A 14,032-nucleotide genomic window follows, 5' to 3' on the forward strand; every position below is an offset into this window, starting at 1 on the left:
GCACGGTTGGCAGCACTCAACAGAGAAGACTGCCAACATTTTGAAAAATATAACTATTTTGTGACAACCCAGACCTTTGGCAAGGTTGGGTTAACCCTGTCGTGTTCCCATATCAGATACAGCGACAACGCTGTGATCGGCAATCATGAGAACGGGAACAGCCGACATGAACAAGGAAATGGAAATGATGCTGAGGGGCTACGGCCTCACCACCGCCCAGATTTTTTATCGCATGCCGGACCATCCGCTGGTTCTCCAGACCTATGTCTGGCAGGACTATGATCTCGCCCCGGATTTCCCCGAAATGCACGGTTTCCTCAAATTCTGGCAGGAAAAGCTAGACGGTCCGTTGCACTCGGTCCGCTATGTGCACCGGCAGGTGATCTCGGCGCAGGAATGGCGCGCACTGAAAGGAGAGTTCATTCTCCACTGAGGCCCATCGCCACATAAGCATTGCGCCCGTCCGTCTTGCGGCTTACAGCAGACTTCAACTGAAGATGCTGACGGATACCGCACGATGACGAAGAACCAGAAAATTGACGAAGAGGCGCTTGCCGAAGCCTATAACCGCGCGCTCGCGCTTGAAAAAGCCGGCGATGTTGACGCGGCGGTGAAGGCCTATGAAGAGGTTCTGGCCATCGACCCGGACGATCACGGCGGCGCAGCCGTTCGCATCGCCGCCATGGGCCGCGGCGAACCGCCTTCCAAAGCGCCCGACGCCTATGTCGAAACCCTGTTCGACCAGCACGCCGAAGCCTTCGAGGATATTCTTGTCGAACAGCTCGGTTATGCAGTGCCGATGATGGTGCGCCAGCGCCTGCAAACGCTCGATCTCGGCCCCTTCAAGCGCCTGCTCGATCTCGGCTGCGGCACCGGCCTCACCGGCGAAGCGCTGCGCGACATGGCTGATGACATCACCGGCATCGACATTTCCGAAAACATGGTCGAGATCGCCCACGAGAAGGACCTCTACGAGACGCTCTATGTCGCCGAAGCCGAGGACTTTCTCGAAGACAATGACGACGAGCCCTTCGACATCATCACCGCAACCGATGTGCTGCCCTATCTTGGCGCGCTGGAACCGCTGTTTTTCGGCGCCGCTGAAAACCTCGTCCCTGGTGGCCTGCTGATCTTCTCGTCGGAAACGCTGCCCGAAGCAACCATGGCCGGACGTCCCTATATGGTCGGCCCGCACCAGCGTTTCGCCCACGCCGAAACCTATGTTCGGGAAAGACTGGCAGCGACCGGTTTCGACATAGTCGAAGTCACCGATATCAACGTGCGCATGCAGGACGGCAACCCCACACCCGGCCATCTGGTGATTGCCAGGCTCAAGGGCTGAGGCAGAGGCAGAGGCAAGCGCTCCTGACATGGAACGCTTGCCTGAATCAATCTCTCAGCAACAACAGCCAGACGATTGAAGAGACTCAGCTTTCGCCCGGCTCAACTCGCTTTCGGACGCCAGACGATATCGGTAACCTTGAGTTTCTTCGGCACGATTTTCAGATCGTAGAACTCGTCGGCCAGCGCCTGCTGATAGCTGATGGCCTCATCCGAAACCAGCGAGACACGCCCCAGATCCGCTCCCGGACGCGTCAGCGACACCTTGGTGACATCCTGCGGGACGCCGGTTATCGCCGCCAGCAATTTTGCAGTCTCATCGATATTGGCCTGAGCCTTTGCGCCGACGCTTGCGAGTTCCTTGAGGAGCAGCGGCACGAGGTCGGGATTGCCTTCCACGAAGTCGCCATTGGCAAGGAAATAGCTCCAGGGATCAACAATACCTTCGGCAGTCGTGAGAACCCGTGTCGTCGGCTCCTTTTCCGCCACGGCAAAATAAGGATCCCAGATCGACCAGGCATCGATGCTGCCGCTTCGGAAAGCGGCCGCCGCATCCGGCGGGGCAAGGTCGATGGATGTTATGTCGTTCAGCGTCAGACCGGCCTTTCGCAATGCTTTGACAGTGACGTTATGGGCGCTGGAGCCGCGCTTGAAAGCCACCTTCTTGCCCTTGAGGTCGGCCAGCGTCTTCAGCGGCGAATCCTTCTGCACAAGGATTGCCGATCCACCGGCGGCGCCCTTGTAAGTTCCCACATAGCGCAGATTGCCACCGGCAGCCTGCGCGAAAAGCGGCGGCACATCGCCCGTCGGTCCGATATCCAGCGCACCTGCGCCCAGCGCTTCAAGAAGCGGCGGCCCGGAGGAGAACTCCGACCATTTGACCTCAATGCCGCGATCCTTCAACAGCGCTTCAAGCGCGCCCTGGCTCTTTGCCAAAGCGATCACGCCATTCTTCTGCCAGCCGATCCGTAACGTGGTGGTCGCGGCTCCAGCCCGCCGGATATGCGGCAGGAACGCCGCCCCCGTTGCACCCGCAATCAGTCCCAATGTTCCGCGTCGTGTGAGCATGTGGATATCCTTCGCTGTTGCCATCATCAGATATACAAAGCGTAGATATTCGAGTGATTTTATCAAAATCCCACTTTGCGCGGCACCAGTGCAAAGAGAATTGAATGTGCTAATTTGCCGTCGCAGGCGGAATAAGATTGCCTGGCCGCCTCGGTACGCCAGGAGTGTGCATTCCCCGGACAACCGCCAGATGGCCGACTTGAGTGCTTGCGGAAAAGCAAACTGCCCAACGAAAAATGCCCTCCCCGGCAGCCGGAAAGGGCATTATTCAAAAAGCCTGATCAGCCGGGATCATTCCTCGCCGGATTTGGGATTATCCAGCAGCATGTAATCGAGCGGCAGTTCCGTCGTATATTTGATCTGTTCCATCGCAAAGGCAGACGACACGTCACGAATTTCGATCTTGGCAATCATGCGCTTGTAGAAGGCGTCATAGGCCGCGATGTCAGGCACGACAACGCGCAGCAGATAATCGACATCGCCGCTCATGCGGTAAAACTCGACGACTTCGGGGAACTCGGACACCACCTCGGAAAACCGCTTCAGCCATTCGATGGAATGGGAGGCAGTGCGGATGGAGACGAAAACGGTGACCTTGGTGTTGACCTTGACCGGATCCAGCAGCGCCACGCGCCGGCGGATGACACCGTCCTCTTCCATCTTCTGGATACGCCGCCAACAGGGCGTCGTGGAAAGGCCGACCTTTTTCGCCAGATCAGCGACAGCCAGCGTGGAATCCTCTTGCAGAATGCGCAAAATCTTACGGTCTAGGCGATCCAATGCGTCTACCCTCCTGAATTAATTTCCTTTCAATACACTAATTTTTAGAGAAAAACAGAAAATTGTTTCACTAAAGTCGCATTTCCACATGTTCTCGCAGAACAGGAAGCAGCTCCTCGGTAAACCACGGATTCTTCTTCAGCCAGCCGGTGTTGCGCCAGCTCGGATGCGGCAGCGGCAAAATGGCTGGTCCCGAATTTGAATGAAAGTAGCTGCGCCAGTCGTACACAGTCTCGGTCATGGTTTTCCGCCGTCTTTCGCCGAGATGAAAGGCCTGGGCATATTGACCGATGGCAAGGACCAGCTCCACCTGCGGCATCGCCGCCAGCACCTTCTCCCGCCACTGCGGCGCACATTCGCGTCGAGGCGGCAGGTCACTGCCCTTGTCGTCATAGCCGGGGAAACAGAACCCCATGGGCACGATGGCGAAGCGGTCCGGATCGTAGAATGTCTCACGATCAACATTCAGCCACTGGCGCAGCCTGTCGCCGGAAGCATCGTTGAAAGGCACACCCGTTTCATGCACGCGAAGCCCGGGCGCCTGCCCTGCAATCAGGATACGCGCCCTGGTCGACATCACCACGACCGGTCGGGGTTCGTGCGGCAGGCGTCCGTAGGTCGGGGTGTCGCGACAGATGCGACAGAGGGAAATCGCGCCCCGCAGCCCGTCCAACCTGTCGTCATTCATCGGCAGGGCTCGATCCGCCTCAGCCATGATTCCATCCCAGAAGATGACGGATGATGGTGAGGAAACCCGCGGCGGGCGTTTGCAAATCCGCTGCGCGATGTTCGCGCCGCCACTCTGCCGGTTTTTCGAATTCTCCGGCCCATATGCCGCGAGCTTCTTTGCGCGCCAGCGCCTGTTCGCCGGAGAACTGGAAATAACCTGAAGCGATGGCAAAACCCGACGCCACCATTTCCGAGGACACATCCCGGTCTCCCGCCGAGCAATAGACCAGCAGCCGTCCGTAACGGTCCCTGGAACTGCCGGAACAGGAAAAGGTCGTGCCTTCCATCATCTGTTGCAGAACGCGGCGCGCCTCCGCGCCGCATGGCCAGGTTTCGCTGCCGCGCCGGCACGTCTGCGAAAGCTCCGGCGCATCGATGCCGAGCAGCCGGAACCGGTCCTCGCCCTTTGAAAGCGTATCGCCATCGATCACGAAGAAACGGCCGGTATGGGTCTCGCTATTGATCTGATCGAGCTTGGCGGCAATCAGAATGCCGAGAAAAACGGTGGCAAGGAAAAGCCCGCCGTCGCGAAAAGTCGAGAAAAAGCCGCGCCTGCCTCCATTTCGTCTCATGTCACAACAAACCCTTGTCAGAAATGGCAAACAAATCCTTTCACGGCAGCATCTTCTTAAGATTTTGTGCGTAGCCTGCAAAGGGTTCATGTCACCTGCGTTGTAACAATGAGTAAAAGCGTCAGCACGTCCCCCGATAAGATCATCGTCGACCGTTCACGAAAGCACCGTAACAAGGCTGTTTTCGACACGGTGAAGACGACGCGTGAACGCTTGCAGCAAGGCGCTGGCGGCAGCGAAGCCTATGAACGTGAAATGCTGACGATGCACATCGCAGAAGCCCTTCAGGGCGCGATGATCATGCCGCTTTTCATCGTATTCGCCTCTATCATCGGTTTGTATATCACGGGTGACATAGGGCTGATCATCTGGTCGCTCATTGCGCTGAGTTTCCATGCCATGTCTCTGGTGCTGGCCAAAAGAGCCGCCAAACAGGGGATCACGGCCGAAAATCTGCCGAAGTGGCGCAATCTCTTCCTTGCCATGCAGATCCTCATCGGTTGCGCCTGGGCAATGTTCGCCTTGGCCGAACCGGTGCGCAACAACCCGGCACTCGTTCTTTTCTTCAAGGGCGCGACGCTGCTGATCGCGCTTTCGCTTACCGCCATGGCCAATTTCATGCTGCGGCGGGCCACCTTCATGACCTTCCTGCCGGTGCTGGCGGCGCTGTGCGTCACCTCCGTCGTCTCCCGTGATCCCTTCGATGTTGGCCTCGCCCTGATGTTCGGCATGGCGATCCTCTTCTGTCATCGCATTACCAGCCGGCTTTATCAGACCAGCATCAAGCTGCTGTCGTCACAGACTGAAAAAGATGATCTGATCGCCGAACTCGAAGTCGCCAACTCGATGTCGGATGAGGCGCGGCGGCGTGCGGAAGAGGCCAATCTGGCGAAATCGCGCTTTCTCGCCTCCATGTCGCACGAGCTGCGAACCCCGCTCAACGCCATTCTCGGCTTCTCCGAGGTCATGTCCGCAGAGGTACTCGGTCCGCTCAACAATCCGCTCTACAAGGAATATTCCGGCGACATCCACCGTTCCGGCCAGCATCTGCTCGACCTTATCAACGAAATCCTCGACCTGTCGCGTATCGAGGCCGGCCGCTACGACCTCAATGAGGAAGCGGTCTCGATGCTTGAGATCGCCGAAGATTGCATCGGCATGATCCAGCTTCGCGCCCGCGCCAAGACCATCAGGATTTCGCAGCAGTTCGAGAGCAGCCTGCCGCAGGTCTGGGCGGATGAAAAATCGATCCGCCAGGTCATCCTCAACCTGCTCTCCAACGCCGTCAAATTCACCCCGCAGGGCGGTGAAATCCTCGTGAAGGCTGGCTGGACGGCGGGTGGCGGGCAATATGTGTCGATCAAGGACAACGGCCCCGGTATTCCAGAGGAAGAAATCCCCGTGGTGTTGTCTGCCTTCGGTCAGGGATCGATCGCGATCAAGAGCGCCGAACAGGGAACCGGGCTCGGCCTGCCCATCGTTCAGGCCATCCTTGCCAAGCATGACGGCCAGTTCATCCTGAAATCGAAATTGCGTGAAGGCACCGAAGGCATCGCCATCCTGCCGGCAAAACGTGTGCTGCAAAGCCTGCCAGCCGTGGAGGAAACCCACGCCATCCAGCCACGCCGCCGGTCCTTCGCCTAAGCATCAAATCTGCCGTTCAGAAGAACAGCGTCGTCACCAGCGAATAAAGCACGAAAAATCCGTTTGCCGTCAAAAGGCAGAAGACGGCGAAAGAACCGAGATCCTTGGCGTGCCGCCCGACGGAAGAGATTTCCGGCGAGATGCGATCCACCAACTCCTCAATCGCGGTATTGAGCGCCTCGACGGCGAACAAAAGCAGCATCAGCACCGTAAAGACGAGAAGATGCGCAAACGGCGTGCCAGCGACCAGAAGCAGGGCAAGGCCGACGCCGAAGGCGAGAACCTCGTGCCGGAACGCCGCTTCCTGCCACAGCCGTCCAAGCCCCTGCAAGGAATAGCGGGCAGCAGCAAAAAGATGCCGCCATCCCTTTTCCTTACGGAAGGCAGGTTCCGGTTGCTTCTTATGCGGCGTTGCGTCCATCTTCGCCCTCAATGCTCAGTGTGGGAATGGGTACCAGTATCGACACCGGCAGCTTCGAAAGTCGCCATGCCGGAATGGCAGGCGGCGGCAGCCTTGACGATGCCGGCGGCCAAAGCGGCACCCGTGCCCTCGCCAAGCCGCATGCCCAGCGCCAGAAGCGGCGTCTTGCCAAGTTTCTCGACGGCAGCCAGATGGCCCGGTTCACCGGAGACATGGCCGATCAGGCAATGGTCGAGCGCGGAAGGATTGGCAGCCTTCAACAGCGCGGCAGCGGCAGTCGCCACATAACCGTCGATCAGCACGGGAATGCGCTGCACGCGGGCGGCAAGGATGGCGCCGGCAATCGCCGCAATCTCACGGCCACCGAGACGGCGCATGATTTCGAGCGGATCGGACAGATGGTCCCTGTGGAACTCGACGGCAGCCTTCACCGCCGCGATCTTGCGGGCCATGACCTCGCCTTCAGAGCCAGTGCCGGGACCGGTCCACTCTTCCGCCGTACCGCCATAAAGCGCCAGATTGATCGCCGCTGCGATGGTGGTGTTGCCAATGCCCATTTCGCCAACGCAGAGAAGGTCGGTACCGCCAGCAATCGCCTCCATGCCGAAGGCCATGGTGGCGGCGCAATCGCGCTCGGAAAGGGCAGGCTCGCAGGTGATGTCGCCGGTCGGGTAGTCAAGTGCCAGATCGAAAATCTTCAGACCGAGATCGTTGGTGACGCAAATCTGGTTGATCGCCGCACCGCCTGCCGCAAAATTCTCCACCATCTGCTGCGTCACGGATGTCGGATAGGGCGTGATGCCGTGCCGGGTGACGCCATGATTACCGGCGAAAATCGCCACCAGCGGACGGGTGACGGCGGGCGAGCGGCCCGACCATGCGGCAAGCCACATGGCGATTTCTTCCAGCCGACCGAGCGAACCGGCCGGTTTCGTCAGTTGCGCATTGCGCTCCTTGGCCGCGACCAGCGCATGCGTATCCGGGCCGGGAAGCTCGCGCAGCAGCGCGCGGAAATCGTCGAAGGGCAATCCGCTCATGCTCATGGTATCTGTCTTTCTCGTCGTCGGGTTGGCGGAAACTTGTGTTTTCCGGCAAATCGGTCTTTGTTGCGCCTCTCATAATCGCGGACGCGCCGCGGAACAACCGGAAATGCAAGCACAGCAGCGGAGAGAGCATGAAGGCCGGGGATTTTATAACAGATGTCATGCATTCCGTTGCCTTTCTCAGCCGCCTGCCGGTCCCATCGCGCTTTTTCGGTGAAGGTGACGGTCCATCGATGCGCCGGACAGCACGCGCTTTTCCCGCAGCAGGCCTCCTGATCGCCCTGCCCGCTGCTGTGCTCGTGGTGGCATTAGCGAAGTTCGACGCCTCACCGCAGCTCACCGGCTGGCTTGCCATCGCCGTCACCGCGCTCATAACCGGTGCGTTGCACGAAGACGGCTTGGCGGATATGGCCGATGGCTTCGGCAGCGGCAAGGACAAGTCGAAAACGCTTGAGATCATGAAGGACAGTCGCATTGGCAGCTATGGCACGATCGCCATGGTCCTGTCCTTTGCACTGCGCGCCACGGCACTCGCATCGCTTATAGAAACCCTGCCTGCCAAAACCGCCGCCGCCTGCCTGATTGCCGCGCTGGTGGTGAGCCGCGCCCTGATGGTATGGCACTGGCAGTCACTGCCCGCCGCCAAAACCTCCGGCATCGCCGCCGGCGCCGGCCAACCCGGGGAAAGCGAGCGCAACATCGCGCTCGCAACAGGGTTGCTGCTGCTTGTGCTTTTCACGCTGCATGCCCTGCCCTTTGTGTCGATCGTAGTCGTTCTGGCGGCTGCCTGCCTCGCGACGATGCTGTGCGGCAGGCTCTGTGTCAGCAAGATCGGCGGCCACACCGGCGACACCATCGGCGCCAGCCAGCAGATCACGGAGATCGTTACTCTCGTCGCTCTTGCCCTTGCGACGTGACAGACTGATATAGATCCCCATGGAAACACCCTGCATTCATATCTGCTCCCTCGACGCCACAAACAGCCTCTGTATCGGTTGCGGACGCACGCTGGACGAGATCGGCGGCTGGGCAACCTATAGCGACGAAAAGCGCCGCATGATCATGCAGGCGCTTCCCGAAAGACTGGCAAAAACAGGCAAGGACACCTTCAGGGAGACGCACACCGCATGAACAGGCTGACTTTCGTTCTCCTCTTGCTGGCCGTGGGTCTCGGCCTGCTTCTCGTCAATCACGACAGCGGCCGCACCTTCGGCATCGACAACGAGAAATTCGGGCAGATCGTCTATCTCCTGCCGATTGCGGGCTTGCTATCCGTCGGCATTCTGGCGGGAAGCCGCGGCAGCTTCGCAAGCGTTGTCCGGCAACTCGCCATCTGGCTCGTGATTATCCTCGGCCTCGTATCCGTCTATCTCTATCGCTACGACCTGCAATCCTTCGCCGACCGGCTGCTGGGTGGCCTGATGCCCGGCCGCGCGGTGGTGGTGACGACCGCTGGCGGCGAACAGGAGATCATACTGCACAAATCGATGAGCGGCCATTTCGAGGCGAATGTCAGCATTGAAGGCAAAACGATCCACATGCTGTTCGATACCGGCGCGAGCTCCGTGGTGCTGGCCAATGCCGATGCCGCCGCCATCGGCATCGACACCACGAAACTGCGCTACACCGTGCCGGTGATGACCGCGAACGGCCGCACGGCGGCAGCGCCCGTCACCCTGTCCGAGATCGGCATCGGCCCGATCGCGCGGAACAACATCCCCGCCCTCGTCGCGCAGGATGGCCAACTGGGCCAGAGCCTGCTCGGCATGAGCTTCCTGTCGACGCTTGGTTCGATGCAGATGCAGACCGATGAGTTGAGATTGCGAGACAGGTAAAACCTGCCGGGCAGACAGTTCCTGCTCGAGATCAAAAAATAACGTCTCGCTGTCCGAATACGAAAACGCCCGGTGCAAACCGGGCGTATCACATTCACGGCAAACCTCTTTCCGGTCAGTTGCGCAGCCGGTAACCGGTCTTGAACATCCAGCCGACGACGCCGAGGCAGAGCGCAAGGAACAGCGTGATCATCGCCAGGCTGATGACGGGATTAACGTCGGCGATCTCGTAGAAGCTCCAGCGGAAACCGCTGATGAGGTAGAGCACCGGGTTGAAATGACTGACCGTCTGCCAGAAGGGCGGCAGCATGTCGATGGAGTAGAAGCTGCCGCCAAGGAATGTCAGAGGCGGCACCACCAGCATCGGGATGAGGTTCAACTGCTCGAAATTCGTGGCCCAGATGCCGATGATGAAGCCGAACAGGCTGAAGCTCACCGCCGTCAGCACAAAGAACAGGATCATCATGAACGGATGGGCGATGGTGATATCCACGAAGAAGGAGGCCGTTATCAGGATGATCGTGCCGATCATCAGCCCCTTGGTCGCCGCCGCCCCGACATAACCGGCAACAATTTCCGTCATCGCCACTGGCGCAGACAATATCTCGTAGACCGTGCCGGTGAATTTCGGAAAATAGATGCCGAAAGAGCCGTTGCTGATGCATTGCGTCAAAAGCGTCAGCATGATCAGGCCGGGCGTTATGAACGCGCCATAGGAAACCCCGCCAACCTCCTGAATCCTTGAACCGATCGCCGTTCCGAAAACGATGAAATAGAGAGAGGTGGAAATGACCGGCGACACGACACTCTGCAACAGGGTGCGGCGGGTGCGCGCCATTTCGAACAGGTAGATGGACTTGACAGCTTCGAAATTCATTTCTGGTCTCCTACCAGCGAGACGAAAATATCCTCAAGAGAGCTTTGACGTGTCGAAATATCCTTGAAATGGATGTTGGCACCGGAAAGCGCAGTCAGCAGATCGGCAATGCGCCCCTGCTCGCCGTTGTCCTCGATCTCGTAGGTGATGGTGTTGCGGTCATCCGAGAGCGAAAGGCCGAAGGATGAGAGACTATCCGGCAACGCCTCCACCGGCTGCGAAAGTTCAAGGAAAAGCTGCTTGCGGCCGAGCTTCTTCATCAGCGCGGTCTTTTCTTCCACCAGCAACAATTGGCCGCCATTGATAACGCCCACTCGATCGGCGATCTCTTCCGCCTCCTCGATGTAATGCGTGGTCAAAATGATTGTGACGCCCTTGGAGCGCAGCTCGGAAACGACATTCCACATGTCGCGGCGCAAGGTAACATCCACACCCGCCGTCGGCTCGTCGAGGAAGAGGACCTTCGGTTCGTGCGCAAGCGCCTTGGCGATCAGCACGCGTCGCTTCATGCCGCCGGAAAGCTCCCGCAGCATATTGTCCTTCTTGTCCCAGAGCGACAGCGATTTCAGGACGCGCTCGATCAGTTCCGGGTTCTTCTTCTGCCCATGCAGACCGCGCGAGAAGCTGACCGTGTTCCACACGGTCTCGAACTGGTCTGTCGTCAGTTCCTGTGGCACAAGGCCGATCAGGGCACGCGTCTGGCGAAAATCCTTCACCACATCATATCCGCCAACGAGAACCGAGCCTTCACCCGGATTGACAAGCCCGCAGATGATAGAGATCAGCGTCGTCTTGCCGGCTCCGTTAGGCCCGAGAAGAGCAAGGATTTCCCCCTCCCTGATATCGAGGCTGACACCTTTGAGCGCCTGAAAGCCATTTGAGTAGGATTTGGTCAGATTCCGTATCGAAACAATGGCATTCATCGCGAATCTTTCGAAAAAAACGAGTAAGATGCACGCCATATAGGCCGTACAACCCGCAATTGCCAGCCCAACGGCCTGAACACTGCATTCGGCGGAGAGGGAAAATCAGCTGTAGACGCTGTAGAAAAACTGGGCCGCGACGAAGACCAGAAACACCCCGAAGGCCCGCTCCAGCTGCTTCTTGCTGAGTGCATGCGCCAGCCGCGCGCCATAGGGCGCGACGACAAGCGTGATGGGGATCAGCAGCGCGACGGCGATCCAGTTGATGAAGCCGGTGGAAAAAGGCGGCAGACCTGCATCACCCCAGCCGGCCCAGATATAGCCGAGGAGACCCGGCAGCGAAATAAGCACTCCGACACCGGAGGATGTGGCAACCGCCTGATGGATGGTGCGTCCGTAAAGCGTCATGAAAGTATTATTCATCACCCCGCCGCCCACACCCATCAGGCCAGACAGAAGGCCGATGCCGGTGCCGACCAGAAAGCGGACCGGATTTTTCGGCAGGTCTGAACCGAGATGCCAGCTCGCCCGGTTGAAGATCATCCGGAAGGCGAGCGCAAGCGCAATGAAAGCGAAGATCAGCCGCAGGGCGACGCTCGAGGCATGCGCAGCCACCACAGATGCGAGGATGGTGCCGAGCGGCACGGCGACGATCCAACCCTTCAGGAGATCGATATCAACGGCACCTTTCTGGCGATGCGTCAGGAAGGAACGAATGGAGGTCGGCACGATGATGGCGAGCGAAGTCCCAAGCGACAGATGCATGCGCACCGCCTCCGGCACATCCAGAAGCCCGAACACATGGTAGAACACCGGCACCAGCACAGCACCGCCGCCAATGCCGAACAGCCCCGCCAGAAGTCCAGCGACCACGCCCGCGGCCGCAAGCGCCGAAGCAAAGATCAGTATCTCTGAAACAGGGGGCATGAAAGCAGGCTCCCGGGGGCCGTTGTCACAAACATGTGACGCTCATAGCGTATCAGAAAAGGGCGGCAAGCCATGTTGGCCGCAGGTCAGTACGGCGCGATGTTTTTTGCCGGATATCCGCACCGGATGGACCGTTTTATGGGATTTCTTCCCATTGCATGCCCTTGCAAAGACGCCGATATCCCCCGATTTAGGCAGTCTTCTTCAACCGGCCTTAGGGCCGGTCTTTTTTTGGGCGGCTAGCACCAAACCCAACAGGCCCAAATTGTAATGTGGCCACATCCCCCACTCCGTCATTCCGGGTAGCTCCGGGACGGACGGGAAGTTACTGGTCGACGTAACGCACCACAACTAATGCCTCACGCCTATCGTCATGCACCACCGTGTCGTCTAGCCGCCCCTAGTCGCAATGCCTGTAACCGGACTTGCGGGTGCGCAGGTCGAAATGGAAATGGTTCCAGTGGTTGGGATCGCTGCCCGGCCCGAGAACCGTTGAGAAATATTTGCAGCTATCGGACCTCACTGCCTTCAGCAGCGCCTTTTCCCGGAAGGCGAAGAAGTTCTTGCTGCGAACGTCAATCTCCTTCCCGTTGTTCAGCGTTATGGTGCCGATATCGATGGCGTTGCCGCGCGCATGTTCGGACCATGGATTGCTGGAGCGCGAATTCATCTTGCGGCAGGAATAACCGCCCATGGGCGTGATGCGCCCGACGCCTGAGAGGTAACGGAAGCGGGAGGACGGCACGAGTTCGAACTTTACCCATTTGGCGAAGGCAAGCGTGACCTGGCAATTGAGCTTCACTGCCGGGCGGATGGCAACGCCGCTGGCAAGCCCGCTGAGTTCGATCGGATAGTCGATACCGCAGGTCGGACCATCTGCAATGCGCGCAACATCGCGGAAGGCGACGCCGAGACGGCGCAGCTCGGAGCGACAGGCCACTTCCGAGGATGGCATGACGCCGGGCGGCATAGCCGAGCGGTTGCTTTGCAATCCGTCGCGGGCCATCGGATCATTGGGCATCAGCATGGCGACCTCCTCCACCGGCTGGCGGCGGGAAGAAGACCCCGGCGGCGGTGGCGGTATCAACCGCGACTGACCCGCACTTTGTTGCCGGCGAGCGGGAGAAACGGCAACCGGATTGTCGGTGCCGATGCCGTCCACCACCGGCTGGGCGGAAGCGCCTTCGGCAATATCGGCGTCCTGCTCTTCCGCAAGTCCGCGAACCGGCTCCACGCCCAGCATGGAATCCATGTTCACCCCGCCCTCGCCTTCGGCGATCTGATTTGCGGCGCCCTGCTGGTTGGGCATGGCTGGGGAGGCCATGCTTTGGCCGTTCGCGGCCATCCGCGCCTGATGCTGGCCATCCAGCGTGGAATAGCCCTGGCCGCCCTGTGGCGATTGCAGCAGGGGATCCTGCGAGGCATAAGGCTCCGGCATCGGTTGCGACACGGCTGCGGGATAATTGGTGGCCTGCCCGGTCCGCTCGGCCTGATAGACCGCACCCGGCGGCGCGCTGTAGCCTTGCTGCCGCGACGACCGGATGGCGCCGACACGTGTCGTGCCGTCAACCTCGGCCGGCGGCACAAGCCCCTCCGCCGAACACGACACCATGACCGTGGAAATCATCAACAACGTCACAAGACGACGCGGAAGGGAAACATACGCCATACGAGAACCTGTACCTTCAGCGGCCGCTACCCGCGGCAATACAGGTAAATTTTAAAGAAACGGGGTAAACGAATCCTTATTGGTTGGGAGAAATAACGAACCGGGCTGTTCCGTGAAGCGGGAAATGCGGGAGCCTCGACCGAAATCATATCAAAGGTGTGAGCAAAGCTCTGCAAACCAACGCCTCTCACGATGCAGACACA

At 59.3% G+C, this 14,032-nt stretch carries 16 protein-coding genes; 6 read left to right on the forward strand and 10 right to left on the reverse strand.

The window, feature by feature from the left end; all coding sequences use genetic code 11:
- Positions 1-166: 166 nt before the first annotated feature.
- Both GH784_RS21715 and GH784_RS21720 read left to right on the forward strand, forming a co-directional pair.
- Positions 167-433: an usg protein gene (locus GH784_RS21715; RefSeq protein WP_003516070.1), complete on the forward strand. Its 267-nt coding sequence runs from the start codon at positions 167-169 to the stop codon at positions 431-433.
- Positions 434-517: 84 nt separating this feature from the next.
- Positions 518-1,342, forward strand: coding sequence for a class I SAM-dependent DNA methyltransferase (locus tag GH784_RS21720; protein ID WP_025593927.1), 825 nt, complete (start codon positions 518-520; stop codon positions 1,340-1,342).
- Positions 1,343-1,443: 101 nt separating this feature from the next.
- Here GH784_RS21720 and GH784_RS21725 read toward each other — a convergent pair whose 3' ends face one another.
- The 4 genes from GH784_RS21725 to GH784_RS21740 all read right to left on the reverse strand — a co-directional run bounded on the left by GH784_RS21725 (position 1,444) and on the right by GH784_RS21740 (position 4,490).
- The gene (locus GH784_RS21725) at positions 1,444-2,409 is read right to left on the reverse strand and encodes an aliphatic sulfonate ABC transporter substrate-binding protein (RefSeq protein WP_065702539.1); all 966 of its coding nucleotides are present in this window, start codon (positions 2,407-2,409) and stop codon (positions 1,444-1,446) included.
- A gap of 291 nt (positions 2,410-2,700) precedes the next feature.
- Positions 2,701-3,189: an Lrp/AsnC family transcriptional regulator gene (locus GH784_RS21730; RefSeq protein WP_003507846.1), complete on the reverse strand. Its 489-nt coding sequence runs from the start codon at positions 3,187-3,189 to the stop codon at positions 2,701-2,703.
- Between the two features lie 70 nt (positions 3,190-3,259).
- Complete coding sequence (locus GH784_RS21735) at positions 3,260-3,904, reverse strand: uracil-DNA glycosylase family protein (protein ID WP_194842988.1); 645 nt, start codon at positions 3,902-3,904, stop codon at positions 3,260-3,262.
- A complete protein-coding gene (locus GH784_RS21740; RefSeq protein WP_065702406.1) occupies positions 3,897-4,490 on the reverse strand; it encodes a thermonuclease family protein in 594 nt (197 codons plus the stop codon). Before GH784_RS21740 ends, GH784_RS21735 begins: the two co-directional genes overlap by 8 nt.
- 108 nt (positions 4,491-4,598) lie before the next feature.
- On the opposite strand from GH784_RS21740, the gene pdhS2 reads away from it, so the two are divergent.
- Positions 4,599-6,134, forward strand: a complete 1,536-nt coding sequence (gene pdhS2, locus GH784_RS21745) for a two-component system sensor histidine kinase PdhS2 (RefSeq protein ID WP_065702405.1) — start codon at positions 4,599-4,601, stop codon at positions 6,132-6,134.
- Positions 6,135-6,150: 16 nt separating this feature from the next.
- On the opposite strand, the gene GH784_RS21750 is transcribed toward pdhS2, so the two are convergent.
- Complete coding sequence (locus GH784_RS21750) at positions 6,151-6,555, reverse strand: diacylglycerol kinase (RefSeq protein WP_065702404.1); 405 nt, start codon at positions 6,553-6,555, stop codon at positions 6,151-6,153.
- Positions 6,556-6,563: 8 nt separating this feature from the next.
- Complete coding sequence (cobT, locus tag GH784_RS21755) at positions 6,564-7,598, reverse strand: nicotinate-nucleotide--dimethylbenzimidazole phosphoribosyltransferase (RefSeq protein WP_065702403.1); 1,035 nt, start codon at positions 7,596-7,598, stop codon at positions 6,564-6,566.
- Positions 7,599-7,729: 131 nt separating this feature from the next.
- Between cobT and GH784_RS21760 the strand changes: the two genes are divergently transcribed.
- The 3 genes from GH784_RS21760 to GH784_RS21770 are packed head-to-tail and all read left to right on the forward strand — an operon-like array spanning position 7,730 to position 9,433.
- On the forward strand, positions 7,730-8,515 hold the full coding sequence (locus tag GH784_RS21760; protein WP_083211509.1) for an adenosylcobinamide-GDP ribazoletransferase: 786 nt from the start codon (positions 7,730-7,732) through the stop codon (positions 8,513-8,515).
- Between the two features lie 19 nt (positions 8,516-8,534).
- Positions 8,535-8,729, forward strand: coding sequence for a DUF1289 domain-containing protein (locus GH784_RS21765; RefSeq protein WP_065702401.1), 195 nt, complete (start codon positions 8,535-8,537; stop codon positions 8,727-8,729).
- The gene (locus GH784_RS21770) at positions 8,726-9,433 is read left to right on the forward strand and encodes a TIGR02281 family clan AA aspartic protease (RefSeq protein ID WP_065702400.1); all 708 of its coding nucleotides are present in this window, start codon (positions 8,726-8,728) and stop codon (positions 9,431-9,433) included. Before GH784_RS21765 ends, GH784_RS21770 begins: the two co-directional genes overlap by 4 nt.
- 115 nt (positions 9,434-9,548) lie before the next feature.
- Here GH784_RS21770 and GH784_RS21775 read toward each other — a convergent pair whose 3' ends face one another.
- The 4 genes from GH784_RS21775 to GH784_RS21790 all read right to left on the reverse strand — a co-directional run bounded on the left by GH784_RS21775 (position 9,549) and on the right by GH784_RS21790 (position 13,829).
- Complete coding sequence (locus tag GH784_RS21775; RefSeq protein WP_003516094.1) at positions 9,549-10,310, reverse strand: ABC transporter permease; 762 nt, start codon at positions 10,308-10,310, stop codon at positions 9,549-9,551.
- Positions 10,307-11,233: an ABC transporter ATP-binding protein gene (locus GH784_RS21780; RefSeq protein WP_019567066.1), complete on the reverse strand. Its 927-nt coding sequence runs from the start codon at positions 11,231-11,233 to the stop codon at positions 10,307-10,309. The genes GH784_RS21775 and GH784_RS21780 overlap by 4 nt, the downstream gene beginning before the upstream one ends.
- Positions 11,234-11,338: 105 nt before the next feature.
- The gene (locus tag GH784_RS21785) at positions 11,339-12,160 is read right to left on the reverse strand and encodes a sulfite exporter TauE/SafE family protein (RefSeq protein ID WP_013636424.1); all 822 of its coding nucleotides are present in this window, start codon (positions 12,158-12,160) and stop codon (positions 11,339-11,341) included.
- A 400-nt stretch (positions 12,161-12,560) separates the two neighbouring features.
- A complete protein-coding gene (locus GH784_RS21790; RefSeq protein WP_025593934.1) occupies positions 12,561-13,829 on the reverse strand; it encodes an extensin-like domain-containing protein in 1,269 nt (422 codons plus the stop codon).
- Between the last annotated feature and the right edge of the window lie 203 nt (positions 13,830-14,032).

Source organism: Agrobacterium tumefaciens, assembly GCF_009649785.1.
Classification (GTDB): Bacteria; Pseudomonadota; Alphaproteobacteria; order Rhizobiales; family Rhizobiaceae; genus Agrobacterium; species Agrobacterium tumefaciens.

What these genes read in the sequence shown, in the direction of transcription:
- GH784_RS21715 (WP_003516070.1), top strand. Translation starts at nt 167, where the DNA reads ATGAACAAGGAAATGGAAATGATGCTGAGGGGCTACGGCCTCACCACC.
- GH784_RS21720 (WP_025593927.1), top strand. Translation starts at nt 518, where the DNA reads ATGACGAAGAACCAGAAAATTGACGAAGAGGCGCTTGCCGAAGCCTAT.
- GH784_RS21725 (WP_065702539.1), bottom strand. Translation starts at nt 2,409, where the DNA reads ATGCTCACACGACGCGGAACATTGGGACTGATTGCGGGTGCAACGGGG.
- GH784_RS21735 (WP_194842988.1), bottom strand. Translation starts at nt 3,904, where the DNA reads ATGGCTGAGGCGGATCGAGCCCTGCCGATGAATGACGACAGGTTGGAC.
- GH784_RS21740 (WP_065702406.1), bottom strand. Translation starts at nt 4,490, where the DNA reads ATGAGACGAAATGGAGGCAGGCGCGGCTTTTTCTCGACTTTTCGCGAC.
- pdhS2 (WP_065702405.1), top strand. Translation starts at nt 4,599, where the DNA reads ATGAGTAAAAGCGTCAGCACGTCCCCCGATAAGATCATCGTCGACCGT.
- GH784_RS21750 (WP_065702404.1), bottom strand. Translation starts at nt 6,555, where the DNA reads ATGGACGCAACGCCGCATAAGAAGCAACCGGAACCTGCCTTCCGTAAG.
- cobT (WP_065702403.1), bottom strand. Translation starts at nt 7,598, where the DNA reads ATGAGCATGAGCGGATTGCCCTTCGACGATTTCCGCGCGCTGCTGCGC.
- GH784_RS21760 (WP_083211509.1), top strand. Translation starts at nt 7,730, where the DNA reads ATGAAGGCCGGGGATTTTATAACAGATGTCATGCATTCCGTTGCCTTT.
- GH784_RS21765 (WP_065702401.1), top strand. Translation starts at nt 8,535, where the DNA reads ATGGAAACACCCTGCATTCATATCTGCTCCCTCGACGCCACAAACAGC.
- GH784_RS21770 (WP_065702400.1), top strand. Translation starts at nt 8,726, where the DNA reads ATGAACAGGCTGACTTTCGTTCTCCTCTTGCTGGCCGTGGGTCTCGGC.
- GH784_RS21775 (WP_003516094.1), bottom strand. Translation starts at nt 10,310, where the DNA reads ATGAATTTCGAAGCTGTCAAGTCCATCTACCTGTTCGAAATGGCGCGC.
- GH784_RS21780 (WP_019567066.1), bottom strand. Translation starts at nt 11,233, where the DNA reads ATGAATGCCATTGTTTCGATACGGAATCTGACCAAATCCTACTCAAAT.
- GH784_RS21785 (WP_013636424.1), bottom strand. Translation starts at nt 12,160, where the DNA reads ATGCCCCCTGTTTCAGAGATACTGATCTTTGCTTCGGCGCTTGCGGCC.
- GH784_RS21790 (WP_025593934.1), bottom strand. Translation starts at nt 13,829, where the DNA reads ATGGCGTATGTTTCCCTTCCGCGTCGTCTTGTGACGTTGTTGATGATT.